This window comes from Virgisporangium aurantiacum (assembly GCF_016863635.1).
Lineage (GTDB): Bacteria > Actinomycetota > Actinomycetes > Mycobacteriales > Micromonosporaceae > Virgisporangium > Virgisporangium aurantiacum.
This window is the reverse complement of record NZ_BOPG01000011.1, coordinates 65,414-88,479: the sequence shown is the minus strand read 5'-3', so window position 1 is coordinate 88,479 and position 23,066 is coordinate 65,414. Positions and strand designations below refer to the sequence as shown.

Annotated in this window: 27 protein-coding genes and 1 pseudogene; 13 read left to right on the top strand and 15 right to left on the bottom strand. The window is 71.2% G+C overall.

Annotated features, from left to right (window positions below; all coding sequences use genetic code 11):
• Window positions 1–48: 48 nt before the first annotated feature.
• The 3 genes from Vau01_RS08340 to Vau01_RS08330 are packed head-to-tail and all read left to right on the top strand — an operon-like array spanning window position 49 to window position 2,650.
• Window positions 49–1,278, top strand: coding sequence for a glycosyltransferase 87 family protein (locus Vau01_RS08340; protein WP_203988907.1), 1,230 nt, complete (start codon window positions 49–51; stop codon window positions 1,276–1,278).
• Window positions 1,160–1,951 (top strand): COG4705 family protein, encoded by a 792-nt coding sequence (locus tag Vau01_RS08335; RefSeq protein ID WP_203988906.1) that lies wholly within the window; start codon window positions 1,160–1,162, stop codon window positions 1,949–1,951. Before Vau01_RS08340 ends, Vau01_RS08335 begins: the two co-directional genes overlap by 119 nt.
• A 12-nt stretch (window positions 1,952–1,963) precedes the next feature.
• Window positions 1,964–2,650 (top strand): response regulator transcription factor, encoded by a 687-nt coding sequence (locus tag Vau01_RS08330; RefSeq protein ID WP_203988905.1) that lies wholly within the window; start codon window positions 1,964–1,966, stop codon window positions 2,648–2,650.
• A 3-nt stretch (window positions 2,651–2,653) separates the two neighbouring features.
• On the opposite strand, the gene Vau01_RS08325 is transcribed toward Vau01_RS08330, so the two are convergent.
• Genes Vau01_RS08325 through Vau01_RS08315 form a run of 3 tightly spaced genes read right to left on the bottom strand, consistent with a single transcriptional unit; the run spans window position 2,654 to window position 6,311 of the window.
• Complete coding sequence (locus Vau01_RS08325; protein WP_203988904.1) at window positions 2,654–3,748, bottom strand: ABC transporter ATP-binding protein; 1,095 nt, start codon at window positions 3,746–3,748, stop codon at window positions 2,654–2,656.
• Complete coding sequence (locus Vau01_RS08320) at window positions 3,745–5,295, bottom strand: ABC transporter permease (protein WP_203988902.1); 1,551 nt, start codon at window positions 5,293–5,295, stop codon at window positions 3,745–3,747. The genes Vau01_RS08325 and Vau01_RS08320 overlap by 4 nt, the downstream gene beginning before the upstream one ends.
• Window positions 5,292–6,311: an iron ABC transporter substrate-binding protein gene (locus Vau01_RS08315; RefSeq protein WP_239151418.1), complete on the bottom strand. Its 1,020-nt coding sequence runs from the start codon at window positions 6,309–6,311 to the stop codon at window positions 5,292–5,294. Before Vau01_RS08315 ends, Vau01_RS08320 begins: the two co-directional genes overlap by 4 nt.
• Window positions 6,312–6,393: 82 nt before the next feature.
• Between Vau01_RS08315 and Vau01_RS08310 the strand changes: the two genes are divergently transcribed.
• Window positions 6,394–7,005: a response regulator transcription factor gene (locus Vau01_RS08310; protein ID WP_203988900.1), complete on the top strand. Its 612-nt coding sequence runs from the start codon at window positions 6,394–6,396 to the stop codon at window positions 7,003–7,005.
• Window positions 7,005–8,390 (top strand): sensor histidine kinase, encoded by a 1,386-nt coding sequence (locus Vau01_RS63275; protein WP_239151416.1) that lies wholly within the window; start codon window positions 7,005–7,007, stop codon window positions 8,388–8,390. The genes Vau01_RS08310 and Vau01_RS63275 overlap by 1 nt, the downstream gene beginning before the upstream one ends.
• 72 nt (window positions 8,391–8,462) lie before the next feature.
• On the opposite strand, the pseudogene Vau01_RS65190 reads toward Vau01_RS63275, so the two are convergent.
• Both Vau01_RS65190 and Vau01_RS08300 read right to left on the bottom strand, forming a co-directional pair.
• A pseudogene (locus Vau01_RS65190) lies at window positions 8,463–9,407 on the bottom strand (lysylphosphatidylglycerol synthase domain-containing protein); the annotation flags it as partial.
• Window positions 9,404–10,084 (bottom strand): phosphatase PAP2 family protein, encoded by a 681-nt coding sequence (locus Vau01_RS08300; protein WP_203988896.1) that lies wholly within the window; start codon window positions 10,082–10,084, stop codon window positions 9,404–9,406. The gene Vau01_RS08300 and the pseudogene Vau01_RS65190, both read right to left, overlap by 4 nt.
• Window positions 10,085–10,177: 93 nt before the next feature.
• On the opposite strand from Vau01_RS08300, the gene Vau01_RS08295 reads away from it, so the two are divergent.
• Window positions 10,178–11,014, top strand: coding sequence for an alkaline phosphatase family protein (locus Vau01_RS08295; RefSeq protein ID WP_239151415.1), 837 nt, complete (start codon window positions 10,178–10,180; stop codon window positions 11,012–11,014).
• On the opposite strand, the gene Vau01_RS08290 is transcribed toward Vau01_RS08295, so the two are convergent.
• The 7 genes from Vau01_RS08290 to Vau01_RS08265 all read right to left on the bottom strand — a co-directional run bounded on the left by Vau01_RS08290 (window position 11,004) and on the right by Vau01_RS08265 (window position 14,821).
• Window positions 11,004–11,894, bottom strand: a complete 891-nt coding sequence (locus Vau01_RS08290; protein WP_203988894.1) for a M48 family metalloprotease — start codon at window positions 11,892–11,894, stop codon at window positions 11,004–11,006. The genes Vau01_RS08295 and Vau01_RS08290 overlap by 11 nt on opposite strands.
• Window positions 11,891–12,265, bottom strand: coding sequence for a BlaI/MecI/CopY family transcriptional regulator (locus tag Vau01_RS63270; protein WP_239151414.1), 375 nt, complete (start codon window positions 12,263–12,265; stop codon window positions 11,891–11,893). Before Vau01_RS63270 ends, Vau01_RS08290 begins: the two co-directional genes overlap by 4 nt.
• Window positions 12,266–12,401: 136 nt before the next feature.
• Window positions 12,402–12,875 carry a hypothetical protein gene (locus Vau01_RS63265; RefSeq protein WP_239151413.1) on the bottom strand — a complete coding sequence of 158 codons (474 nt, stop codon included), beginning with the start codon at window positions 12,873–12,875 and terminating at the stop codon, window positions 12,402–12,404.
• Window positions 12,872–13,114 carry a DUF397 domain-containing protein gene (locus Vau01_RS08280; protein WP_203988891.1) on the bottom strand — a complete coding sequence of 81 codons (243 nt, stop codon included), beginning with the start codon at window positions 13,112–13,114 and terminating at the stop codon, window positions 12,872–12,874. Before Vau01_RS08280 ends, Vau01_RS63265 begins: the two co-directional genes overlap by 4 nt.
• Before the next feature lie 154 nt (window positions 13,115–13,268).
• On the bottom strand, window positions 13,269–14,102 hold the full coding sequence (locus tag Vau01_RS08275) for a helix-turn-helix domain-containing protein (protein WP_203988889.1): 834 nt from the start codon (window positions 14,100–14,102) through the stop codon (window positions 13,269–13,271).
• A gap of 3 nt (window positions 14,103–14,105) precedes the next feature.
• Complete coding sequence (locus Vau01_RS08270) at window positions 14,106–14,627, bottom strand: DUF6879 family protein (protein ID WP_203988887.1); 522 nt, start codon at window positions 14,625–14,627, stop codon at window positions 14,106–14,108.
• Window positions 14,624–14,821, bottom strand: a complete 198-nt coding sequence (locus Vau01_RS08265) for a hypothetical protein (protein WP_203988885.1) — start codon at window positions 14,819–14,821, stop codon at window positions 14,624–14,626. Before Vau01_RS08265 ends, Vau01_RS08270 begins: the two co-directional genes overlap by 4 nt.
• 219 nt (window positions 14,822–15,040) lie before the next feature.
• Here Vau01_RS08265 and Vau01_RS08260 point away from each other — a divergent pair, with 219 nt between their 5' ends.
• Window positions 15,041–15,475: a DUF1707 SHOCT-like domain-containing protein gene (locus Vau01_RS08260; RefSeq protein WP_203988883.1), complete on the top strand. Its 435-nt coding sequence runs from the start codon at window positions 15,041–15,043 to the stop codon at window positions 15,473–15,475.
• 69 nt (window positions 15,476–15,544) lie between these two features.
• Here Vau01_RS08260 and Vau01_RS08255 read toward each other — a convergent pair whose 3' ends face one another.
• The 3 genes from Vau01_RS08255 to efeU are packed head-to-tail and all read right to left on the bottom strand — an operon-like array spanning window position 15,545 to window position 17,586.
• Window positions 15,545–16,153, bottom strand: a complete 609-nt coding sequence (locus tag Vau01_RS08255) for a DedA family protein (protein WP_203988881.1) — start codon at window positions 16,151–16,153, stop codon at window positions 15,545–15,547.
• The gene (locus Vau01_RS08250; protein WP_203988880.1) at window positions 16,150–16,692 is read right to left on the bottom strand and encodes a phosphatase PAP2 family protein; all 543 of its coding nucleotides are present in this window, start codon (window positions 16,690–16,692) and stop codon (window positions 16,150–16,152) included. The genes Vau01_RS08255 and Vau01_RS08250 overlap by 4 nt, the downstream gene beginning before the upstream one ends.
• 57 nt (window positions 16,693–16,749) lie before the next feature.
• Window positions 16,750–17,586, bottom strand: a complete 837-nt coding sequence (gene efeU / locus Vau01_RS08245; protein ID WP_203988878.1) for an iron uptake transporter permease EfeU — start codon at window positions 17,584–17,586, stop codon at window positions 16,750–16,752.
• 124 nt (window positions 17,587–17,710) lie between these two features.
• Between efeU and Vau01_RS08240 the strand changes: the two genes are divergently transcribed.
• The 6 genes from Vau01_RS08240 (at window position 17,711) to Vau01_RS08215 (ending at window position 22,929) form a co-directional block, all read left to right on the top strand.
• Window positions 17,711–18,268 (top strand): hypothetical protein, encoded by a 558-nt coding sequence (locus Vau01_RS08240; protein WP_203988876.1) that lies wholly within the window; start codon window positions 17,711–17,713, stop codon window positions 18,266–18,268.
• The gene (locus tag Vau01_RS08235; protein WP_203988874.1) at window positions 18,256–18,927 is read left to right on the top strand and encodes an ABC transporter ATP-binding protein; all 672 of its coding nucleotides are present in this window, start codon (window positions 18,256–18,258) and stop codon (window positions 18,925–18,927) included. Before Vau01_RS08240 ends, Vau01_RS08235 begins: the two co-directional genes overlap by 13 nt.
• Entirely contained in the window at window positions 18,924–19,568 is a 645-nt protein-coding gene (locus tag Vau01_RS08230) for an ABC transporter ATP-binding protein (RefSeq protein WP_203988865.1), read from the top strand. Before Vau01_RS08235 ends, Vau01_RS08230 begins: the two co-directional genes overlap by 4 nt.
• Entirely contained in the window at window positions 19,565–22,213 is a 2,649-nt protein-coding gene (locus tag Vau01_RS08225; protein WP_203988863.1) for an FtsX-like permease family protein, read from the top strand. Before Vau01_RS08230 ends, Vau01_RS08225 begins: the two co-directional genes overlap by 4 nt.
• Before the next feature lie 84 nt (window positions 22,214–22,297).
• On the top strand, window positions 22,298–22,717 hold the full coding sequence (locus Vau01_RS08220; RefSeq protein WP_203988861.1) for a hypothetical protein: 420 nt from the start codon (window positions 22,298–22,300) through the stop codon (window positions 22,715–22,717).
• Window positions 22,714–22,929: a helix-turn-helix transcriptional regulator gene (locus Vau01_RS08215; protein ID WP_203988859.1), complete on the top strand. Its 216-nt coding sequence runs from the start codon at window positions 22,714–22,716 to the stop codon at window positions 22,927–22,929. Before Vau01_RS08220 ends, Vau01_RS08215 begins: the two co-directional genes overlap by 4 nt.
• Window positions 22,930–23,066 lie beyond the last annotated feature (137 nt).

Below are 23,066 nucleotides of genomic sequence, written 5' to 3'. Positions count from 1 at the left end.
GCTGAAGTTCAGCGGACCTTCAGCCCGGCGTTTCTACCGTGCGCGGCCATGCAGACGATCGCGGCGCGGCACGGGCGGACGATCCTTCTCGCGGTGGCCGGCTGGTCGCTGGCGTGGTTCGTGACGATGGTGTGGCAGGGCGGAAGTTCGTGGCACTTCTTTGTCCAGGGCGCGCGGGCGTTGGCCGATCTCGACGACCCGGTGCGCGGCGGCCTGCACCTCTACGCGGCCGCCCCGGACCTGCAGTTCGGGCCCGTCGCCGTCGTGGCCACGCTGCTGGCGATGCCGTTCGGACCGAACGGTGCCCTGCTGATCTGGCAGATCCTCGGCGCGGCCGGCGGTCTGTTCGTGATGTGGCAGATCCGTCAGATCGCCGCGCTGACCCGCCCGGATCTCGACCGCAGCCAGATCACGCTGCGGACGGCCGCGGCGGCGGTGTTCGTGATGCCGGTCTGGCTGTTCCTGACGGTCGGGGTCACCCACGTCGACGACACGCTGGCACTGGTGCTCACGGTGAGCGCGGTGCGGACGGTGGTTTCCGGACGGCCGTTGCTGGCGGGTGCGCTGGTCGGGCTGGCGATCGACGCCAAACCGTGGGCGGTTCCGTTCGCCGTGCTGCTCCTGCTGATCGGCGACCGGCGGAAGGTTCTCGCGGCCGGTCTGGTGCTCGCGGCAGTGGTGGCGGTCGCGTGGCTGCCGTTCTTCCTCGCCGACGCCGGCACGGTGCACGCGCTGCGGTACACGATCCGGAACACGCAACTGTCGGCGTTGCGGGTGCTGGGCGTCGACGATCCGCGGACGCCGCCGTGGGTCCGGCCGGCGCAGGCCGTGCTCGGCGTGGCCCTCGGCCTGCTGGCGCTGCGGCGCCGGCGCTGGGCGGCGGTGGTGCTGCTGGCGGTCTGTGCCCGGATCGTGCTCGATCCGGGGACGAACAAGTACTACGTCGCCGGTGTCGTGGTCGGAGCGGCGCTGTGGGACGTCGTGGGGTCGCGGCGGTTCACGCCCTGGTGGACCGGTGCCGCGTACTTTCTGCTGTTCAACGCCCGTTGGGTGCCGATGCCCGATCGGCTGCACGGCTGGTTGACGCTCGGATACGTCGCCGCCACGCTCGGCCTTGTCATTAAGCGACCCTTCAGGTCCGGGCAGCCACTCTCCGTTCATGCAGATCATCTGGCCGGATACGGCGAACGCCTCGGGACTTCGACGCCTCGCGAACAAGGTTCCCGAGGTCACGATCTTCTTCTGGATCATCAAGATCCTGGCGACCACCGTCGGTGAGACGGCTGCCGACCTGCTCAGCGTCGACGTGGGCATCGGCCTGACCTGGACGAGCGTGGTGATGGCCGCGCTGACCCTCGCCGCCCTGGTGGTGCAGCTGCGGTCGGACCGGTACGTGCCGTGGCGGTACTGGCTGGTGGTGATCCTGATCAGCGTGATGGGCACCCTGGTCACCGACACGCTCGTCGACTCCGCCGGTGTTCCGTTGACGGTCACCACGGCCCTGTTCGCGGTCGCGCTCGCCGCCACGTTCGCCGCCTGGTACGCCCGCGAGCGGACGCTGTCGATCCACGCCATCACCACCCGGCGGCGCGAGCTCTTCTACTGGACGGCGATCCTCGTCACCTTCGCCCTGGGTACCTCGGCCGGCGACCTGGTCGCCGAGCGGTTCGCGATCGGCTACCTGCCGTCGGCCTGCCTGTTCGCCGCGGCCATCGCGCTGGTGGCGCTCTGCCTGCGGCTGCGGCTGATCGGTGCGGTCCTGGCGTTCTGGACGGCGTACGTGCTGACCCGGCCGCTCGGTGCGTCGCTGGGCGACTGGTTGTCGCAGTCCCGCGACGATGGTGGCCTCGGACTGGGTACGGTCGGGCCGAGCGTGGTCTTCCTGCTGGCGTCGATCGGGCTGGTGGTCTACCTGACCCGCAGCCGTCGCGACGTCACACCGGTCGTGTGAGGAGGGGTTCCGATGCGCGTCCTCCTGGTCGAAGACGAGGAGAACCTCGCCGAGACGGTCCGGGACGGCCTGGTCGCCGAGGGGTTCACCACCGACGTGATGGCCACCGGCGTCGACGGCCTGTGGGCGGCCACCGAGATGCCGCACGGCGCCTACGACGCGATCGTGCTCGACATCATGCTGCCGGGCCTCAACGGTTACGAGGTGTGCCGGCAGTTGCGGGCGCGCAAGGTGTGGACGCCGGTGCTGATGCTCACCGCGAAGGACGGCGAGTACGACCAGGCCGACGCACTCGACCTCGGTGCCGACGACTACCTCACCAAGCCGTTCTCGTTCGTGGTGCTCGTCGCCCGGCTGCGGGCGCTGATCCGGCGCGGCGCCCCGCAACGCCCGGTCGTCCTCACCGCCGGCGATCTTACGGTGGACCCGGCCACGAAGCGGGTCCTCCGGGCCGGCACCCAGGTCTCCGTGACGCCGCGCGAGTTCGCGATGCTGGAGTTCCTGATGCGTAACACGGGCGTCGCCGTCACCAAGACCCAGATCCTGGAGAACGTGTGGGACTCGGGATTTGACGGTGACCCGAACATCGTCGAGGTGTACGTGGCCTACCTCCGCAAGAAGATCGACCATCCGTTCGGCCGCACCGCGATCCGCACCGTCCGCGGCGCCGGCTACCTCCTCGACCCCGACGGCGGTTGATCTTCACGGGTCGCGGACCGGCCGGACGCTGCGGATCGAGGGCGCCAACTGGTCGCCGGTGAGCGGCACTTCCGCCGAGTCGTCGGCCGTGGCGTCGAGCGCGGTTCCGGACAGGCGGAGGCCGGTCCGCTCGCCGGGCACCGGCAGCAGGTGACCGGCGGCGCGGGCCATCACCTCGAACGGCGGTCCGTCGGTCGGGTCGACCCGGAGCCGGACCAGCCCGTCATGGCCGTGGAAGTCGACGGCGAGCACCACGGCGCCGACCGTCCCGTCGAGCGTGATCTGCTCCGGCCGGACCACGACGGTCCCGGCGCCGTGCCGCGGCCGCGGCAGCGCCACGCGGCCGAGAAGAGAGTCGGCGTGGTCGCCGGACAGCAGTGCGGGAACCGAGCTGAGCTCGCCGACGAACGCGGCCACCCAGCGGTCGGCGGGCTGCCGGTAGAGCTCGTGCGGGGTGCCGGCCTGGACGACCCGGCCGTCGCGGAGCAGGGCGACGCGGTCGGCCAGCGACAGCGCTTCGGCCTGGTCGTGGGTGACGAGCACCGTGGTCGTTCCGGTCTCGCGTAGCGCGGACGTGACGGCTCGGCGGGTCTCCGCGCGCAGGTCGGCGTCGAGGGCCGAGAACGGCTCGTCGAGCAGGACGAGGTCGGGCGCCGGCGCGAGAGCGCGGGCGAGGGCGACCCGCTGCTGTTCGCCACCGGAGAGTTGGTGGGGGAAGCGGCGGGCGTGGGCGCGGTCGAGGCCGACGAGGTCGAGCAGGTCGTCGACGGTGCGGCGGTCGCGGCGGCGCCACGGCAGTCCGAAGGTGATGTTGCCGGCGACGGTCAGGTGCGGGAACAGGTCACCGTGCTGGGTGACGTAGCCGATCCGCCGCTGGTGCGCGGGCAGCGGGCCGAGGTCCCGACCTCCGACGGCGACTGTGCCGGCGTCGGGACGGTCGAACCCGGCGACCAGTCGCAGCACGGTCGTCTTCCCGCAGCCGGATCGGCCGATCAGGGCCGTCAGGGCGCCGGCGGGTGCTGTCAGGTCCAGCCCGGCGAGGACGCGTATCGTGCCGAACCGCTTCGACAGGCCGCTGATGGCCAGGTCGTCGCTCATCCCGGCACCTCCCGGGCGTGGCGGCTGAGCAGGTACGCCGCCGGCGCGGACACGACGATCATGAGCAGCGCGTACGGCGCCGCCTGTCCGTAGTGGAGCTCCGACGAGTTGGCCCAGAACCCGGTGGCCAGCGTCCGGGTGCCGATCGGCGCGAGCAGCAGCGTCGAGGTCAGTTCGGTGACGACGGCGAGGAACACCAGTGTCGCGCCGGCGCCGATGCCGCGCGCGACCAGCGGCACGGTCACCCGCATCAGGACAAGGACATGGGGGACGCCGAGGGAACGGCCGATGTCGTCGAGCTCCGGCGGGCACTGCGCCAGGGCGGCCCGCAGACTCACGACGGCACGCGGCATGAACAGCACCGCGTACGCCGTGAGCAGCATCGGTGTCGTCTGGTACAGCGCCGGCACCGCCTGGAGCCCGATCGTGATCAGCGCCAGCGCGACGACGATGCCGGGTAGCGAGTTGCCCGTGTACGTGGCCCGCTCGATCAGCCGGCTCACCCGGCCCGGCCGCCGGACCGACAGCCAGGCCACCGGCGCCGCCACAACCGTGGTGACGGCCGCTCCGAGCAGGCCGAGCGTCACCGACGTCCCGGCGGCCCGGGCCAGATCGGCGGCTGGGAACTCCGTCGACGCGCTGGTGGCCAGCCAGTAGCCGACGCATCCCAGCGGCACCCCGAGCGCGGCGGCGGCCAGTCCGGCCAGGCCGAGCGTCGCCGCGGTGACGGCCACCGGCCCGAGCCGGTGCCGCAGCGGTGGCCGGGCCGCTCCGCCGCCGACCCGCGCCACCCGGTACCGGCCGATGACGGCCAGTTCGCCGCCGAGCAGTAGCAGGCACAGCAGGATCAGCACTCCGGCGAGCGCGGTGGCGGCAGAACCGTTGAACGTCGACTGGTACTGGTCGTAGATCGCGGTGGTGAACGTGTCGAACCGCAGCGACTGCAACGCCCCGAACTCGGCCAGCAGATGCAGCCCGACGAGCAGGCCGCCGCCGGCCATCGCCGGCCGCAGCTGGGGCAGCACCACCCGCCGGAACGTGGCCCAGGACCCGTTGCCCAGGCTCCGGGCCTGCTCCTCCAGCGCCGGGTCGGTGCCGCGCAGCACCGCGGCGACGGGCAGGTAGACCAGCGGGTAGTACGACAGCGTGGTGACCAGTAGCGCGGCGTCGAGCCCGGCGAACGACGGCGACAGCGAGAACCAGCCGAAGCTGTTGACGAACGCGGGCACCGCCAGCGGCGCCGACATCAGCACCGTCCACAGTGGACGAAGTGGGATCGAGGTGCGTTCGACGAACCACGCGGCGCAGGTGCCGACGGCCACGCACGCGGCCGTTCCCACCGTCACCAGCAGCACGGTGTTGCCGAGGAGAACGGCCACGCGGGGACGGTCGAGCAGGCTTACCACCGTCTGCGCGTCCCCGAGAATGTGCGCCAGGACGTATCCGGCCGGCAGCAGCGCGACAACAGCGACCACCGCGGCGAGCGCGCCCACGGACGCATGGCCGAGCGGTGGGCGCCGGGCGCCCACCGCGGCCGGGAGGCTCACAACAGGCCGACCCGCTGCATCTCGGCGACGACCTTCGGACCGTTGAGGGTGTTCAGGTCGACGGTCGGCGCCGCCAGATCCGCAAGCGGCTTGAGCTTCGGGTTGGCGGGGACGTTCGAACCGACGCTGTACTCCATCGAGGTGCCGTCGGAGAGCAGTTTCTGCCCCTCGGCACCGGTCATGTAGGCGAGGAACTGCTGTGCCTGCGCCGTGTGCTTGCTGGCCTTGAGCACACCTCCGCCGGAGACGCTGAGGAACGCGCCGGCGTCCTTGTTGCCGAAGTACTTGAGCTTCGTGTTCCTGCTGTTGGCGCCGCCGTCGGCCTGGTCGCCGTACCAGTAGTAGTGGTAGATGACGCCGCCGGGCACCTCGCCGGAGTTGGCGGCCTTCATGATCGTGCTGTTGCCACGGTAGATCTTCGCGTTGTCCTTGATTCCCTGCAGCCACGCCGCGGCCGCCGTTTCGCCTTGCACCGCATAGACGGCGCTGACGATCGCCTGGAAGTCGGCGCCGCTCGGGGAGATGCCGAACCTGCCCTTCCACTCCGGCTTGGCCAGATCCATGATCGACTGGGGCAGTTGGGCGTCGGTCAGCGTGGTGCTGTTGTAGACGAAGACGGTCGAGCGTGCCGCGACGCCGACCCAGTCGCCCTTGCTCGACGAGTGCTGGGCCGGCACCTGGCCCCTGGTCGCCGCGTCGACCGGCGCGAACAGGTCTTTGCTCGACACCAGCGACATGGCCGGCGAGTTTTCCGTGATGAACACGTCGGCGGGGGAGGCCTTGCCCTCGGCGACGATCTGGTTGGCCAGTTCGAAGTCGCTGCCGTTGCGGATCTCGACCGTGATGCCGGTCTTCGTCGTGAACCCGTCGGCCCACGCCTTGCCGACCTCCTCGTGCTGGGCGTTGTACAGCACGAGCGTGACGTCGTCGGGTGCGGTACCGCTGTCGGTGTCGCTGCCGCACGCGGCGAGCGTGATCACCATGACGGCGGCGAGTGCGGTAAAGGCGCTGCGCAACGGGGCTCCTGTCAGGTCGAACGTGCTCCTCTCTGCGAGGTTAGGCTTCCCTAACTAAGGGCGGCCTCCCTAAAATTGGGGGGTGCCCGCCCTGCCCGTCCTGCTGCTTGACGACCACCGCGTGTTCACCGACGCGCTGGCGCTGAGCCTCGACGCCGAGCCCGACCTGCGGTGCGTGGCCACCGCCGGAACACTCCGCGACGGGCTGGCCCGGGCCGCCGCGATCGACTTCGCCGTGGCCGTCGTCGACCTCCAGCTCCCCGACGGCGACGGGCTGGACGCCGTCACCGGTCTGCTGCGGCTACGCCCGGCCGCCCGGATCGTGGTGCTCACCGCCCACCCCCGGCCGGACCTCGCGGACCGGGCGCTCGCCACCGGCGCGGTGGCGTTCCTCGGCAAGGACGCGCCGCTGGCCCGCATCCTCGCCGCCGTGCGCGCGGCCACCGCCGCCCGGCCGGTCGTCGACGGCCTTGTCGCGTCACGGGTCGACCTGACCGACCGCGAGTTCGACGTGCTACGTCAGCTCGGGCAGGGACGAGACGCCAGCCGCGCCGCCGCCGCGCTCGGCATCTCGCTGCACACCGCCCGCGACCACATCAAGGGCCTGCTCGCCAAGCTCGGCGCACACAGCCAACTCGAAGCCGTTGTCGCCGCGCAGCGGCTCGGTCTCATCACCATCGGCACCCGGTACTGATGTCCCGGCGGATCGTGGTGCGGCACCTGCTGGCCGCCGTGGCGCTGTGTCTCGTGGTGGCCGGGCTGGTCGTGCTCGGCGCCTGGCGGCTCGCCGTGTCCGACGCCCACCGCGACGCCGAGGCGTCGGCCCGCCGGGTCGCGACCGCCGTTCTCGCGCCGCTGGCGGGCCAGGACTTCGGCCGGCCCGACCGTGGCCGGGTCCTCGACCACATCGAGCCGTTCCTCGCCGCCGGCACCGTGCAGCGGGTCAAGGTCCTCACCGTCGACGGCGGCACGTCCACCGTCGTCTTCTCCGACGAACCCCGGGTCGAGGGCCGCCCCGGCCGACTCGATCCGGACCTGGCCGAGCGTCTGGCCACCCGGAAGGTCACCGTCGGTGCGGTACCGGACGACAACGAGCACCGCTACGAGAACGGGCTCCCCGGCACCCGCCTGGAGGTGTTCTTTCCGTTCCGGGACGCCGCCGGCGCCGAGGTCTACCTGGAGCTCTACCTGCCGGTCGACGTCTCCGGTACCGCCCGCCACACCACCCTCGTGCTGCTGCCGGTCGTTCTCGCCGGCCTGACCCTGGTCCTCGCCGGCACCATGCCCGTCTCGATGGTCGCGGCCGGGCGGGCCGAGCGCCTGCTGGCGGCGCATCGGCATGGCCTGGCCGCCGCCGACGGGGCGCGGCGCGAAGCCGCGCGGCAGTTGCACGACGACGTCATCCCGAACCTCGCCGCGGCGAGCCTCCTGCTCCAGCAGGCCCGGGCGCGGCCCGGCGACGAGCACACGCTCAGCCGAGCCGCCGACGCGGTGACCGGTGGACTACGGCGGCTGCGCGGGGTGCTGGCCGACGTGGTCCCGGCCGGGACCGACGACCGGGTCGGCCCCGTTGGCGGCGGTGGTCTGGCCGCCGTTGGCGGCGATGGTCTGGCCGCCGTTGGCGGCGATGGTCTGGCCGCCGTTGGCGGCGACCTCGGTTCCGCGTTGCGGACGCTGGCCGAGCGGATGCGCGACGGCGAGGTCGCCGGTCCGGTGGCTGTCGCCGTCACGGTGACCGGGCCCGATTCCACCGTCGCGGCCGCCGGCACCGCCGACGCTGCCACTGCGGCGACTGCGGCGACCGCGGCCGCCGTGCGGCAGATCGCCGGCGAACTCCTCCGTAACACCTTCCGCCACGCCGACGCGAGCACCGTCGAGGTCACCGTCGTCGCGTCCGGGTCGTCGGTGACCCTGACGGTCGCCGATGACGGCGCCGGTTTCGACCCGCGGCGCGCCGCACGCCCGGGGCACGTCGGGCTCGCGCTCGTGCGGCAGACGGCGCGGGAGCGCGGCGGACGGCTCACGATCGTCTCCACGCCGGGCGCCGGCACGACCGTCACGGTCTCGCTGCCGACCTGACCGGGCGAGTCGGCGGGCGACGAGCCAACCGACGAGAACCCCGCCGCCCACCGGGATCTCGGCGACGAACACGAACGCCCGGAACAGCAACACGCTGGCCAACGCTCCGTTCGGATTGACCCCCAGCGCGATCAGCGCGCCGGCGGTGCCGGCCTCGACCAGGCCCGCGCCGCCGGGAGTGAAGGCCACCAGCGTCATGGTCCGTTCGACGAGCAGGCCAGCGAGCACCACCGGCGCCGACGCCGGCGCGCCGACAGCCGCCATGCACAGGCCGAGCAGCACCCCCTGGAGCAGCCAGTACCCACCCGTGCCACCGGCCAGCTCGCGCCACCGGTGGCGCACCAGCCGACCGGCGCCGTCGAGCAGGGTGCCGGCAGCGGTGGTCCAGCCGGCCCGCCGGGGCAGACGCGTGACCGTCCAGGCCCGCTCCGTCCACCCAACGACCCGCAACAGCGGCCGGGCCCAACCCACGAGCCCGGCGACGACGATCCCGCCGACCGCCGCGGACAACGCCGCCGACAACGCCGCCGCGGAGAACCACGCGGCCGAGGCACCGGGTGCGGAGGCGTCGCTCACGAGCAGGCCGGCGACCACGATCATCGGAAGAGCCAGCTTCGTCACCAGGTCGCAGGCCTTCGACACCACGACGAACCGGACGAACTCGGGCGTATGGTGGCCCCAGGCACGGGCCATCGCGAGGTTCACGGCGGTTCTGGCGACCGCGCCGAACGGCAGCAGCTTCGTCACGGCACTGCCGGACAGGCTCAGCGTCAGGGCCCGTCGGCGCGTCAGCCCCGGCATCGACGCGGCGAGCGCGACCGTGTGCACGGCCTGGCCGAGCAGCCACACGACGGCCAGCACCACGGGCCAGGTCCAGGACAGGCCGAGGATCGTGTGCCACGCCGCTGACCACGACACTCCCGCCGCCGACAGACGTCGCCCGGCCCAGACAGCGACGACCCCGGTCGCCAGCAGCAGGCCGGCCCGAAGCAGCCAGGAGGGACAGCGCCGGGTCACGGTCGAGCAGCGGTTCGGGCGAGCGCGATCGGACTTGCGGCGACCGTCACCGCGACCGCCAGCAACCAGCCGGCGATGACGTCGGTCGGCCAGTGCGCGATCAGCGCCACCCGGCTGACGCCGACCGTCACGGCCCACGCCGACGCCGCGACGGCGACCACCGCGACGACCGGGCCGCGGCGCAGCAGGGCGAGGGCGAGCACGATCAGGACGCCCGCGGTGAGCGTCGAGTATGTCGTGTGCCCGGACGGGAACGCGTACCCGGCCGACGGCGTCAACCGGTCCGCCGGACGTGGCCGGGCGACCAGATGCAACAGCCCCGTCCGCGCCGTCACACCGACGACGGCGGCCACGCCCACGAACAGCAGCTCCATCCAGCGGCGCCGGACCGAGAGCGCCACGACCACCAGGGCGGCCAGGCCCAGCAGCACCGGCGGATCGGCGCTGTGTGTCACCACAGACATCGCCGACCGCCAGCTGGGATGCGATCCGGCGACGTCCCGGGCAATGGAGCTGAGACGCCCGTCGACGGAGGTGAACCCGGCGGCCACGGCGATCGTCAGCGCCAACAGCGCGATCGACGCCACCGTCGCGACCACGACCACCACCGGCCATAGCCACCCCGGGTCGCCCGCCGCGCGGTCCGGGTAGGGGCGCCCGGTTCGAAGCGTTGCCATGTCCCCAGGGTCGCGGCCGGAACCTGAAGATTCGCCGAACGCGACACGGGCGCAGTACCGGACAAATCCGCCTATCTCCTACAAGATGTAGGTGTGCGGAGATCAACGACTCTGATGATGCTCGCCGCGTGCGCGGCAGCGATGTGCGTCACCGTTCCGGTGCTCGCCGATACCCGGCCGCCATCGGCGCGGCCGGACCACGTGCTGATCGTGGTGATGGAGAACAAGCGGTACGACGCGGTGATCGGTCACCGGTTCGCGCCGTACGTCAACGAGTTGGCCCGGCGCGGCGCGAACTTCACCAACGCCTACGGCGAGACCCATCCGAGCCAGCCGAACTACCTCGCGCTGTTCTCGGGCTCGACGCAGGGTGTCACCGACAACCGGTGCGGCCACGCGTTCCGGTCGGTGCCGAACCTCGGTCGGCAGCTCGTCGACGCCGGCCTCGGCTTCGCCGGCTACTCCGAGGACCTGCCGGCACCCGGCTGGACCGGCTGCGCCGACCGGGACTACGTGCGCCGGCACAACCCGTGGGTGAACTTCGACAACGTGCCGGCGGAGAGCAATCTGCCGTTGCGTGACTTCCCGACCGACTACGGCCGGCTGCCCGCCGTGTCGTTCCTGATCCCGGGGCTGTGCCACGACATGCACGACTGCCCGAAAGCCGAGGCCGACGCGTGGCTGCGGCACACCCTCGACGGGTACGCGACGTGGGCCGGGACCCACAACAGCGTGCTGATCCTGACCTTCGACGAGGACAACCGCACGAACGGCAACCACATCCCGACCGTCGTCGTGGGCGAACACGTCGCGCCGGGCGACCGCCACGAGCGGATCGACCATTACTCCCTGCTGCGCACGATCGAGGACTGGTACGGGTTGCCGCCGCTCGGCCATGCGGCCGACCGCGCACCGATCGCTATGCGCTGAGCCAGGTCGCGGCCACGCCGACGAAATCGACCAGCGCGGCGCCGCCCGCGACGAGAGACACCGCCACCGTGACCGCGGTGGCGGTCGCGCCTCCACCCGTTCCGCCGGGCGGGTCCAGGAGCGCCTCGACGCGGCGGACCGTGTCCGACGCGGCCATCCCCAGCCCTCCGGTGCCGCGCGGGCCGGTGGCCAGCGCCACCGTGCCGATCGCCCGGGCGACCAGCACACGGTCACCGGCCTCGGCCGCGGCGTCCTCGTCGGCACCGCGCTCGACCAGCAGAGCGACCCGGTCGGTCACCGGACGGAGCAACGGGTTGAGCGCCGCCGCCGCGGCGGTGACCGCCACGATGTGGTGGTGCCGACGGCTGAGATGGGACCGTTCGTGTGCCAGCACCGCGGCCCGTTCGGCCGGATCGAGAAGGCGAAGGAGTCCGCTGGTCACCAGAACGAAGCCGGCCCGACCGGCCAGGGCCGGCACCGCGACGGCCGCCGGCCGCGACCACGCCGCGACCAGGATCCCCTCGTGCGGGGTTCCGCATGCGTGCAGGTGGCGGGCCGCCGCGACCCGGCCGCGGTGCTGCCGGACCGACCGACAGGCGAACCAGACGAGAGCGGCGGCCGCGGCCAGGGCGACCGGTCCCGGCACGGGCTCGGGCAGGGTGAAGTTGGACCGGTGCTCGCGCACCTCCATCGTCGGCAGGTCGTCCAGCAGCGTCAACGCCAGCAGGACGAGGCTCGCGGTACTCGCCGCCGCGGCCATCGCCGCAACCGCGGCCAACCACCGCGCGACCCGCTCGGGCCGGCCGGTGGCGGCAAGCCGAACGGATCCGAGCGCCAGCAGGCCGGGCAGCAGCAGCGGAAGGTAGACGAGGAACGTCATGCCTCGCCACTCCGGCGACGGGTGCGGCGGAGCAGCGCTCTGAGGGTCTCGGCGTCGGCGTCGTCGAGGTCGTCGGTGAACCGGCGCAGCACCGCGCTCCGGTCACCCGGCCCGTCGAGGGCGGCGCGCATCTGCCGGGCCGCGGCGGTTGCCGCGTCGTCGGCCGGCCAGTAGACGTGTCCGCGTCCGGCGGACCGGCGCTGCACCAGGTCCTTGTCGAACAGGCGGATGAGGATCGTCTGGACGGTGTTGTAGGCGAGGCCGGCGCCGAGCGCCTCCTGCACCTGAGCGGGCGTGAGCGGCTCGGTGCTGGCCCACAACGTCGCCATCACCTGTGATTCCAGGGATCCGGGAGCACGCCGTTCCGCCACCGCGTCACGATACCCGGCCCCATCGCGGCCGTGGCCGTGTCCCCGGCCGACAATGCGCTCGCGACGACCTGACCGATGCTCGCCACGCTGTTCTTCGCAGCAGGCGCCACGCCAGACTCGGAGGAGCGGATCTCGGTCAGCCCTGGATCGGCACGATCGCCCATACCAGTTCCTGCTTGGCGGGCAGGTGATGCGACCAGTGGACAACGCGGTTGTGGCGGACGATTTCGCACAGCACGTCGCAGGGCCCGTAGCCACACGTGTGAACCAGATCCGGATCCGGAACCTGCCGGTGGTCGAGATAGCCGAGGAGCCGACCGAGTCGCTCCTGGTCCGCAGGCACCAGCCGTGGCGCCCACTGGGCGGCTTCGTCCCGCAGCCAGGCGACCGCGTCATGCGGATCTGTACAGGTTTTGACCAGCATTGACCGGGGCTTGTTCAACCAGTCCCGCACCAGCAGCGGCGGTGTGGGGGATGCCGGGTCGCGACGCTGCCAATCCGGTACGACCGCCCCGGTCCAGCCGTAGCACCGCCAACGGTCGGGCTGTGGCGGCCCCGAGTCGTTCGAGGACGCCCCAGCCGTCGACCTGTTGATGAGATCGGTGCTCACGCCACCCGGGCCATCTGCGTCTTCAGGAACTCGTTCCACTCGGCCGCGGTGAACCGCAGTTCGCCCGCGTCCTCACGCTTCGAGTCCCGCAGGACGACTGCCCCGGGTACGCCGGGCACGCCGGTGATCAGCACGCAGCTCTCGCCGTTCTCGGTGCCCTGGTTGCAGCCACACGGCCGGTCGAACGCCACTGAACTCACCTTGATCGCGTACAGGTCGTCGATCTTGTTGTCGCTCACGACAACGCTCCCTTCTCGAACACCTAGCTCCAAAGGCGATCGCCGAGCGGTGCCGGGAATCTCGATCTAGCCCTTGGTGACGACGTGCGCGCGCACCAACGACGCTATGTAGTCACGTGGGAGCGGTCTAGAAATTTGCTGCAATTTGCTCGAACTAGCGGTGAGAATCTGTCGCCAGTTCGATCACCGCACGGGCCTCGGGGCCGTAGACGGCAAGAGCGGTCAGCCTCTCGAATGCTCGCGCGTACGTCGCGATCTCGTCGGGCCTGGTGAGAGACAGTTCGGCGGTGTAGGTGTCGAACTGGACGAGTTTGTCGTCGAGGATCCAGAAACCGTTGTGGAGCGGCACGCGGTAGGCCGCGTCGAGCGGGACCACACCGAGACGAACCTGCGGCAGCTTGATTGCCGCGGACAAGCGCTCGAGTTGGTTGCACATGACGTCTCGCCCGCCGACGTTGGTCCGGAGGGCCTGCTCGCCGACCAGGATGTGGAAGCGTCGGTCTCGGTGGGTCAGGATCGCCTGTCGGGCGAGTCGAGCCTCAGCGCCCTCGTCGGCGTCATCGGGGATCTGGAAGAAGTCGATCGTGACGGCGAGGACGGCCTGCGCGTAGTCCCGTGTCTGGAGAAGACCGGGTATCACGGCGGGCTCGTAGATACGAAAGAGGCGTGCCCGCTCGTGAGCGGACGCCGATGCTTGACGGAGTTTGGTGCCGGCTCGGAGTATGCGGCGCCACTCGGCAAATTGGGTCTCGATGGAGCGAACGGCTGCGACGAGGTCCGGAAACTCGGCCATGGCGCCGCAGGATCGACACCACGCTTCAAGATCTTGCTCGGTCGGGGTCTGCTTGCCGTGCTCGATCTTGCTCACCTTCGACGACAGCCATGAGTTCGCTGCGGCGAGCCGGACGCCCGACAGGCCCGCGTCTCTTCGAATGTCGCGCAAGCGGACACCCAGAGCGGCGCGGGCCTGGTCAGCGTTGGTGGACATCGTTCAGTTGATCGAGGCCAGGTACTCGCTGTACGGGGTGGCGCGAGCCCACACCTCGTTCCGCACTGTTTGGCACTGTGCCAGCAGTCCGGGGTCATCGGCCGAGGCGAAGCCGCCCTGGCGGCCGTCATCCGAGAACACGCTCAGGATGATCCGTTCGTCGTCGAACAGCCAGAAGTCCTCTTTCGGAAACGGGATATCCAGGGCTTGTTCACGCGGAAGGTATCGAATGTCTTCCCCTGCCCGCGTCAGCGCTGCCGCACACGCAAGGCCCCAGCTGGTGTAGTCGCTGTGAGGCAAAGTGACGAGACGGGCTCGCTGGACCACGGTTCCGCGCGCCGTGACCTCGGCGATGAAGCCGAGCCACTCGCCAAGCCACGAGTAGTCGTCGTGCTCGCCGGCCAGGAAGCGCGCAAACGGGTCGTCCTCGGCCTCGACGTTGTAGGTGTCGCTCATCTCGATGTGCCACGCGCGGCGGCTCGCACGAATCGCCGCCTGGAACTCTCCGTAGGCGATAGGTGTCACCCGGGGTCCTTCGGCAGGTGCTCCATCAGCTTTCTTGGTACGCGAATTACCAGCTCGCCAGCAGGAAGAGCTCCCACCTCGGCCAGCGTGGCGGTATCCAACTCGAACCCCTGGATCACGTAGTCGTCCCCATCGGCCCACAGTGTCGGCGAATTGCCGCTCTGCGTCTCCTTGCCGAGAAACCGTAGCGCCATCGGTTTACCTCCACTCGGAAAGTTGCCTGAGTTTGCTCAGGTTTCCGATAGTGGCCGCCTCGCCGGCCGTCGTCAAGCGAGGGGACATAGACCCGACGGGAACCTCGTGCAGGAGCCGGAGCAGCTGCTCGTCCGGCTCGGCGCTTTAAGCGCTCTTTCAGGACGTGTGTCGCACCATCGTTGGAAAACAAGTCGAAGAAGCTCAGCGAGGTGTGTGCCATGACCGATTCCGTTGCCGTGCCGACGACCAGGGGCGTCCGCTGTTCCGACGCCGACCGTGAGCGGACGTCCGCACGCCTGCGTGACTCCGCCGGCGCCGGATACCTGACGATGGACGAGCTCGAGGAGCGTCTCACCCGCGTGTACGCCGCCCGGTACGGGCACGAGCTCGACGTCCTGGTTCTCGACCTGCCGTCCGCGACCAGGTCCGGTTCCGGGACCGCGTCGGGATGGCTGGCGGTTCTGGCCGTGGCCTGGACGCAGGTCGGGATGGACCTGGCGCTGCTGTTCGGGCGCCGCGGCACCGGATGGAACCGTCGTCGCGTTGTTCTGGCGGTGGTCGCCGGGGTGGCGGTGGTCGCCGTGATCGGGTTCGTTCTGAGCGGCTTCGAGCACGAGGGCTTCGAGCGACACGGGTTCGAAGGCCACGAGTGACCGTCCACTCCGCGATGCGGGAGAAGCGGGTTACGCCGGCCGCACCCTTCGGTGTGGGGGCCGTACCCCTCACCGGCGGGCCCGGAGACGGGACCGCAGCAGTTCGATCCCGATCGGCACGACGGACACCACTACGATTCCGATCAGGATGAGTTCGATGTGCGATTTCACGAATGTCACCTGGCCGAGGAAGTAGCCGGCGACGGTGACACCGGTGCCCCACAGGATCCCGCCGATGATGTTGTAGAGGACGAAGGTGCGGTAGTGCATGTGTCCGGCGCCGGCGATGATGGGCGTGAACGTCCGCACGATGGGTATGAACCGGGCCAGCACGATGGAGCGGGCGCCGTGGCGGTCGAAGAACGTCTGTGCCCGGTCGAGGTTCTCCCGTTTGAACAGCCGCGAGTTGGGGCGACGGAACAGGGCCGGTCCGACCCGTTTGCCGAACAGGTAGCCGATCTGGTCGCCGGCGATCGCGGCTGTCGACACCAGCAGGCACACCAGCCATAGCGGCACGTGCAGGTATCGGCCGTCGGCGACGAGCAGGCCGGTGGTGAACAGCAGCGAGTCGCCGGGCAGGAAGAAGCCGATCAGCAGGCCGGACTCGGCGAAGACGACCACCAGGATGCCGAGCAGCCCGAAGGTCGAGACGAGCCATTCCGGGTCCAGCACGTTCACGCGGTCTCCTTGACTGTCAACGGTGCAGCTCCGGTGCGGATCCGATTTGCGGTCAGGACGGCCGTTACGGCGAGCACCGCGATCGCGAGGCCGGCCAGGATGTCGCCGGGGTAGTGGACGCCGACCCAGATCCGTGCCAGTCCGACGGCTGCGGCGGCGACGAGCAGGGCGATGCCCCACCCGCGGTGCAGGAACACCGCGACGGCGAGGGCGACGGTGAACGCGGCGGTCGCGTGGTCGCTGGGGAGCGAGACGCCGTTGCCGTGCGCGATCAACTGGTGGACGTGGTGGGTCTGGAACGGTCGCTGTTGCCCGTTGAGGTGGCTGAGCGCCCGTGCCGACACGAACGCCACCGCCAGGGCCACCGCGGTGTCGCCGACGCGGGCGCGGTCACCGCGACGCACCGCCAACACCATGGTCACGGCCGCTGCCGCGAAGATGCCGAATATGAGCCACGTCGCGGCGAACTCCATGGCGTCGTCGAGTGGGTCGAGCCGTCCGGCCAGGTCGTTGATCGCCTGGAACAGCTGGTAGTTCATCCGGTGTCCACCTTCCGTGTCGGGTGGCAACCTAGGGACCCGTTCCTGAAAATCCGGTTAATGCCGGTCGGCCCGGGCGAGGACCGGCGACGGCCGGAAGAACTGCGCGAGCATCAGCACGGCGTAGCCCAGCCAGGCGACGATCTCCAGCACGCTGGCCCGTGGGGTCAGGTTGACGGTGCCGGCGAGCACCGTGGCGTACCACGAGGTCGGGTCGACGGTGGTGCTCAGGTCGAAGGCGTCCTGGTTGCCGCCGGGCAGGACGCCGGCGCTCTGCAGGCCGTGGACGCCATACTTGAGGATGCCGGCCGCGACGAGGATGAGCAGGGCGCCGGTCCAGGTGAAGAAGCGGCCGAGGTTGACGCGCACGGCGGCGGTGGTGACCGCCCACCCGACCGCGACCGCGACGGCTACCCCGGTGATCATTCCCACGAGCGGCGCCGCGGAGTCGCTGGCGCCCTCGGCGGCGGCGAAGACGAGCAGCACCATCTCCACGCCTTCGCGCACGACGGCGAAGAAGGCCATCGTGGCGACCGCGAGTCCGCCCATGGCGAGAGCGGTTTCGAGGCGGCCGGCCAGTTCGCCCTTGAGCGTGCGGGCCGTGCGCCGCATCCAGAAGATCATCCAGGTGACGAGGGTGACCGCGACGAGCGAGGTCACCCCTTCGAACAGTTCCATCCGCACGCCGCTGCCCAGTTGGGCGGCGACCGAGGTCAGCAGCACACCGACCGCGGCGGACACCAGGACGGCTGCGGCCACGCCGAACCACACCTGACGCAGCCGGTCCCGACGCTCGGCCTGGCTCAGGAATGCGACGAGGATGCTGATCACCAGTGCGGCCTCCAGGCCGTCGCGCAGGCCGATGAGAAAGCTCGCGAAGAAGACCGTTCCCATTGACGCGCTCCAGGTAAGGGTTGCCTGACCTCGAAACACTCCTACAACTTGTAGGAACAGTCAAATCGGGGACGTCGGAACCATTCAGGATGCCTTAAGGTCCGCCGACCTAGCGTCGCCGACCATGCGACACAGGCTGCCCATCGCGCTGTTGACGGTGCTGCTGACGGGACTCGTGACGATCGCCGGATGCGGTGGCAAGCCGGCCGACTCCAGTGGCGTCGGTGACATCCCCGACAACCAGGCCTTCGTGGAGTACCGCCCGCCGGCCGGGCGGTACGCGGTGAAGATCCCGGAAGGGTGGGCCCGCACGGAGTCCGGCGACACCGCGACGTTCACCGACAAGCTCAACACCGTCACGGTGACGTCGGTGTCTCGGGCGAGCGCTCCGGACGTCGCCGCGGGACACGCCGACCTGGACGCGTTGCGGGCCACGGCCAGGGGCTTCACCCCCGGCGATGTGACGATGGTGCACCGCAACGCCGGGGACGCGGTGCGGCTGACCTACCGGGCCGACGCCGAACCGGACCCGGTCACCGGCAAGGTCGTCAACGATGACGTCGAACGGTACGCGTTCTGGCACGACGGCCTGCTGGTGACGCTGACCCTCGCCGGCCCGCACGGTGCCGACAACGTCGATCCGTGGCGGACCGTGACAGATTCCCTGCGGTGGCTGCCGTGACCCCCGTGCTGCGGGCCGAGCGGCTGTTCCGGTTCTTCCACGCCGGCGATGAGGAGGTGCTGGCCCTGTGCGGGGTCTCGCTCCAGGTCGAGGCCGGGGAACTGGTCGCCGTGACCGGCCCGTCCGGCGCGGGAAAATCGACCCTGCTGTCGTGCCTGGCCGGAATCGACGAACCGGATGGCGGCAGTGTGTGGGTCGCCGGCCGGCGGCTGTCCCGACAGCCGGAGGCGGTGCGGGCGACACTGCGGGCCCGGCACATTGGGGTGCTGTACCAGCACAGCAATCTGCTGGAGCACCTCACCATCGGCCGGAACATCCGGCTTGCGCAGCAGCTCCGCCAGCGCCGGGCACCGCATGACGGCGTCGACGCGCTCCTCGCCACGGTGGGTCTGGACGGGCGCGGATCGGCGCTGCCCGGTGATCTGTCCGGCGGTGAGAGCGTCCGGGCCGGGCTCGCCGTCGCCCTGGCCAACGACCCGGCGATGCTCATCGCCGACGAGCCGACCGGTGAGCTCGACGAGATCACCGAGCGTCTGGTGCTGCGGCTGCTGGTGGCCCGGGCGGCGGCCGGCACCGCGGTGCTGGTGGCCAGCCACAGCCGGGCCGTCACAGCCGCCGCCAGCCGCGTCGTCCACCTGCGCGACGGGCGAGCCGCATGACGGCGGTGTTCACCGGGGTCGATCTGAGCCGACGCTTCGGGACGCTCACCGCGCTGCACGACGTCACCTGCACGGTGCCGTCGGATGCCCGGATCGCGGTCACCGGCCCCTCCGGATCCGGTAAGTCGACCCTGCTGCACCTGGTCGCCGGCCTCGACCGTCCCAGCGGGGGAACCGTGGCGTGGCCGGCGCTGGCGGCGCATCCGCGTACCCTGCCGGGCCGGGTCGGCGTGGTCTTCCAGGCACCGTCGCTGCTCGACGTCCTCGACGTGCGGGAGAACGTGGAACTGCCGCTGCTGCTCGGCGGCCGCGGGGTCGGCACGGCGGCCGACGACGCCCTGGCCCGCCTGGGTCTCGAGCACCTCGCCGAGCGGCTCCCGCACGAACTGTCGGTCGGGCAGGCGCAGCGGGTCGCGGTCGCCCGCGCCCTGGCGGCCGGTCCGCAGCTGCTGATCGCCGACGAGCCCACCGCCGCGCTCGACAGCGCCACCGCGGCGCAGGTCGTCGACGTCCTGATCGCCGCGGCCGATGAGGCCTCCGCCGCGCTGGTCGTCGCCACCCACGACCCCGATGTCGCCGGCCGGTTCGCCGAACGGTGGCGTATGGTCGGCGGCCGGATCGACCGGGAGACCCCGGCGTGATCATCTGGCTCACCGGGCTGGCCCGGCACCGGTTCGGACGGGTGGCCGGTCAGGCCGCCGGCATCGCGGTCACGATCGCGCTCCTCACCAGCCTCGGGACGTTCCTGGCCGCGTCACGCGCCCAGATGACCACGGCGGCCGCCTCGACCGTGCCGGTCGACTGGCAGGTCCATCTCGCCGCCGGCGCCGACCCGGCCGCCGCCGCCGCGACGACCGCCGGCGAACCCGGTGTCGCCACCGTCCTCCCGGTCGGCTACGCCACCGTTCCCGGACTGTCCACACAGGACAATCAGGCCGCACGGACCACCGGTGCGGCCGTCGTCCTCGGCCTTCCACCCGGCTACCGGGACACGTTCCCGGCGCAGGTGCGCACGCTGTCCGGCACCGGCGCCGGGGTCCTGCTCGCCCAGCAGACCGCGGCGAACCTGCACGCCGCACCGGGCAGCACCGTCGTCATCGAACGGCCGGGGATGTCACCGGCGCGGGTCGCGGTCGACGGCGTGGTCGACCTGCCGCACGCCGACGCGCTGTTCGCCCCGGCGAGCACCGGTACCGCGATCGGTACCGCTGCCGGTACCGCTGTGAGCGGTGCGGCGGCGCCGCCCGACAACGTGCTGATCCTGCCAGCCGACACGTTCCACGCCCTGCTCGACCCGCTTGCGGACGGCAGGGTGGGCGTCCAGTTGCACGTGCGGCGCGACCGGCGGCTGCCCACGGACCCCGCGGCGGCCTACACCGCCTCGTCCGGCGCGGCCCGCCACCTCGAATCCCGGCTCGCCGGCGCCGGTCAGGTCACCGACAACCTCGCGGCCGCGCTGGACGCGGCCCGCACCGATGCCGCGTTCGCCACCGTGCTGTTCCTGTTCCTCGCCGCGCCGGCGGGCGCGTTGGCCGTCGTTCTCACCGTGACCGTCGTCGCCGCAGGCGCGGTCCGGCGCCGGCGCGAACAGGCACTGCTGCGCACCCGCGGCGGCGGCACCACGCAGATCCTCGGCACAGCCGCGATCGAGGCCGGCCTCGTCGCCGTGGTCGGCGCGGTCGCGGGGGTCGCCCTTGCCGCGGCGATCGCGCCGGTGCTGGACGGGCCGGTCGTTGCGTCACTGTGGTGGGGTGCCGCGGTCGTGGCCGGAGCCGTGGTCGCCGTGGCCACCGTCGTCCTGCCCGCATGGCGGTCACTGCGCGCCGATGCCGTGCGGGTCGGGCGGATCGCGGCACCGTCGGCGCACCGTCCACTGTGGATGCGGCTCGGCGTCGACGTCGTCGCGCTGGTCCTGGCGGTCGTCGTCGTGGCGGCCACGTCGCGCGGCGGATACCAACTCGTACTGGCGCCCGAGGGCGCGCCGCGCATCTCCGTCGACTACTGGTCGTTCACCGGGCCGGCCCTGCTGTGGCTCGGTGCGGCACTGCTCACCTGGCGGCTGGCCGTCACCGCACTGCGGCACGGCCGTCCTGTCCTCACCCGCCTCCTGCGTCCGCTCGCCGGTCCGCTGGCCGGCACGGTCGCGGCGGTGCTGCGCCGCCGACAGCGGCCGATCGCGACCGCCATGACCGTGCTGGCCGTGGCGACCGCGTTCGCCGTGTCCACCGCGACATTCAACGCCACCTACCGGCAGCAGGCCGAGGTCGACGCCCGGCTCACCAACGGCGCCGACGTGACGGTCACGGCCGGACCGACCACGGCCGACCTGCGCGGCACGCTCGCCGCCACGGCCGGGGTGCGCCACGTCGAGACGATTGAGCACCGCTTCGCCTACGTCGGCGCCGACCTGCAGGACCTGTACGCCGTCGATCCGGCCACCGTCGTCGCCGGCGCGCACCTGACCGACGGCTACGTCACCGGCGGCACCGTCGACTCGCTCATGCGCACGCTCGCCCGGGAACCGGACGGGGTGCTGGTGTCGGCGGAGACGGTGCTTGACTACCAGTTGCGCCCGGGCGACCGGATCACCCTGCGCCTCACGGGCGTCGGCACCGGTGCCGGTTCCGGCCAGCCGGTTGCCGTGCCGTTCCGGTTCGTGGGGGTCGTCAAGGAGTTCCCGACCGCGCCGACCGACAGCTTCCTCGTCGCCAACCGAGACTACGTGCGGTCCGCCGTCGGCGTCGGGCCGAGCACCTACCTGGTCGACACCGGCACGGCCGCCCCGCGCGTCGCTGCCGGTCTGCGCCGGCGGCTCGGCCCCGACGTGACCGTCACCGACATCGGGACCGCCCGCGCCACCGTCGGTTCCAGCCTCACCGCCGTGGGCCTGCGCGGCCTGACCCGGGTCGAGCTGGGCTTCGCGCTCGCCCTCGCGGCCGCCGCGGCGGGGCTGGTGCTGGCCCTCGGCCTGGCCGAACGGCGGCGGACGTTCACGATCGCGGCCGCGCTGGGCGCCACCCGACGGCACCTCGCCGGATTCATCGTGGGGGAGGCTGCCGTCATCGTCAGCGCGGGGCTGGTCTTCGGCGCGGCGATCGGCTTCGTCGTGTCCCAGGTGCTCGTCGTCGTGCTCACCGGTGTGTTCGATCCGCCGCCCGAGCGGCTCGCGATTCCCTGGGGATATCTCGGCGCGGTCGTCGCCGTGGTCGTGGGAGCCGTTGTCGCCACGGTGGCGGCGGTGCTCCGCCGGACCGGCACGCCCGACATGAGTCTGCTGCGCCGGTGAGGCCGCCGCCGAGAACCGTCAATCACCCTTGTCCTTTTGACAAGTGTCCTTGACATCAAGACAAGCTCCCTTTACGTTCTTCGCATGAGGAAGAGGCTGGAGAACCGCCAAAGTCGAAGCGACAAGGTCCGCACCCGCGCCTGGTTCCTTGACTGGCTACCCGCACTTGTCGCCCTCGGGATCCTGAGCGTGATCTCGGAGCTCGGCCTGTTCGGTTCGGACGGCTCGTGGAAGCTGTTCTGGTCGCTGCTGTATCTCGCCCCTGGGCTGTGGATCGTCCGTGCCGTGATAAGGAGCCTGCGCCGCGCCGACGAATACCAGCGCCGCCAACAGCTCGAGGCATTGGCGATCGGCTTCGGCGTACTGGTCATGGCGATCTACGCCATCGGACTGCTCCAGGCCGCAGACGTGGGCGACCTCAGGCAACAGGTCCAGATCAGCTTCATCGGAAGCATCCTGACCTGGATCGCGGCCCTGCTGCTCAAGACCGCACGAACGCGATGAAGAACCGGCTCAGAGAACTACGAGCGGCTCGCCGCTGGAGCCAGGCCGACCTTGCCGACCGCCTCGACGTGTCCCGGCAAACGGTCTACGCCATTGAAACGGGTCGCTACGACCCGAGCCTGCCGCTCGCATTCAAGATCGCTGCGGTATTCGGAGAACCGATCGAGGATCTGTTCGTTCCGGACGACGGCACGGACTCCGAGCACCCCTGATCCGGACTTCGCCGGCCGCACGACTGACCGAAACGAACAAAAGCTTCTTCCCCACCACAAGCGTGACCCACGTCACCGGCGGCACGACCATTCCCCTTCACATGTGCGTCACATTCCCGCCGATGAAGGGGCGCCCA

Bases quoted from the DNA above. Each gene is read 5' to 3' on its own strand.
- Vau01_RS08215 (WP_203988859.1), top strand. From the start codon at position 22,714: ATGAAGAACCGGCTCAGAGAACTACGAGCGGCTCGCCGCTGGAGCCAG.
- Vau01_RS63275 (WP_239151416.1), top strand. From the start codon at position 7,005: ATGTCCCGGCGGATCGTGGTGCGGCACCTGCTGGCCGCCGTGGCGCTG.
- Vau01_RS08260 (WP_203988883.1), top strand. From the start codon at position 15,041: ATGACCGATTCCGTTGCCGTGCCGACGACCAGGGGCGTCCGCTGTTCC.
- Vau01_RS08300 (WP_203988896.1), bottom strand. From the start codon at position 10,084: ATGGCAACGCTTCGAACCGGGCGCCCCTACCCGGACCGCGCGGCGGGC.
- Vau01_RS08230 (WP_203988865.1), top strand. From the start codon at position 18,924: ATGACGGCGGTGTTCACCGGGGTCGATCTGAGCCGACGCTTCGGGACG.
- efeU (WP_203988878.1), bottom strand. From the start codon at position 17,586: ATGGGAACGGTCTTCTTCGCGAGCTTTCTCATCGGCCTGCGCGACGGC.
- Vau01_RS08275 (WP_203988889.1), bottom strand. From the start codon at position 14,102: ATGTCCACCAACGCTGACCAGGCCCGCGCCGCTCTGGGTGTCCGCTTG.
- Vau01_RS08250 (WP_203988880.1), bottom strand. From the start codon at position 16,692: ATGAACTACCAGCTGTTCCAGGCGATCAACGACCTGGCCGGACGGCTC.
- Vau01_RS08290 (WP_203988894.1), bottom strand. From the start codon at position 11,894: ATGACGTTCCTCGTCTACCTTCCGCTGCTGCTGCCCGGCCTGCTGGCG.
- Vau01_RS08335 (WP_203988906.1), top strand. From the start codon at position 1,160: ATGCAGATCATCTGGCCGGATACGGCGAACGCCTCGGGACTTCGACGC.
- Vau01_RS08240 (WP_203988876.1), top strand. From the start codon at position 17,711: ATGCGACACAGGCTGCCCATCGCGCTGTTGACGGTGCTGCTGACGGGA.
- Vau01_RS08340 (WP_203988907.1), top strand. From the start codon at position 49: ATGCAGACGATCGCGGCGCGGCACGGGCGGACGATCCTTCTCGCGGTG.
- Vau01_RS08325 (WP_203988904.1), bottom strand. From the start codon at position 3,748: ATGAGCGACGACCTGGCCATCAGCGGCCTGTCGAAGCGGTTCGGCACG.
- Vau01_RS08330 (WP_203988905.1), top strand. From the start codon at position 1,964: ATGCGCGTCCTCCTGGTCGAAGACGAGGAGAACCTCGCCGAGACGGTC.
- Vau01_RS08265 (WP_203988885.1), bottom strand. From the start codon at position 14,821: ATGGCGCTACGGTTTCTCGGCAAGGAGACGCAGAGCGGCAATTCGCCG.
- Vau01_RS08220 (WP_203988861.1), top strand. From the start codon at position 22,298: ATGAGGAAGAGGCTGGAGAACCGCCAAAGTCGAAGCGACAAGGTCCGC.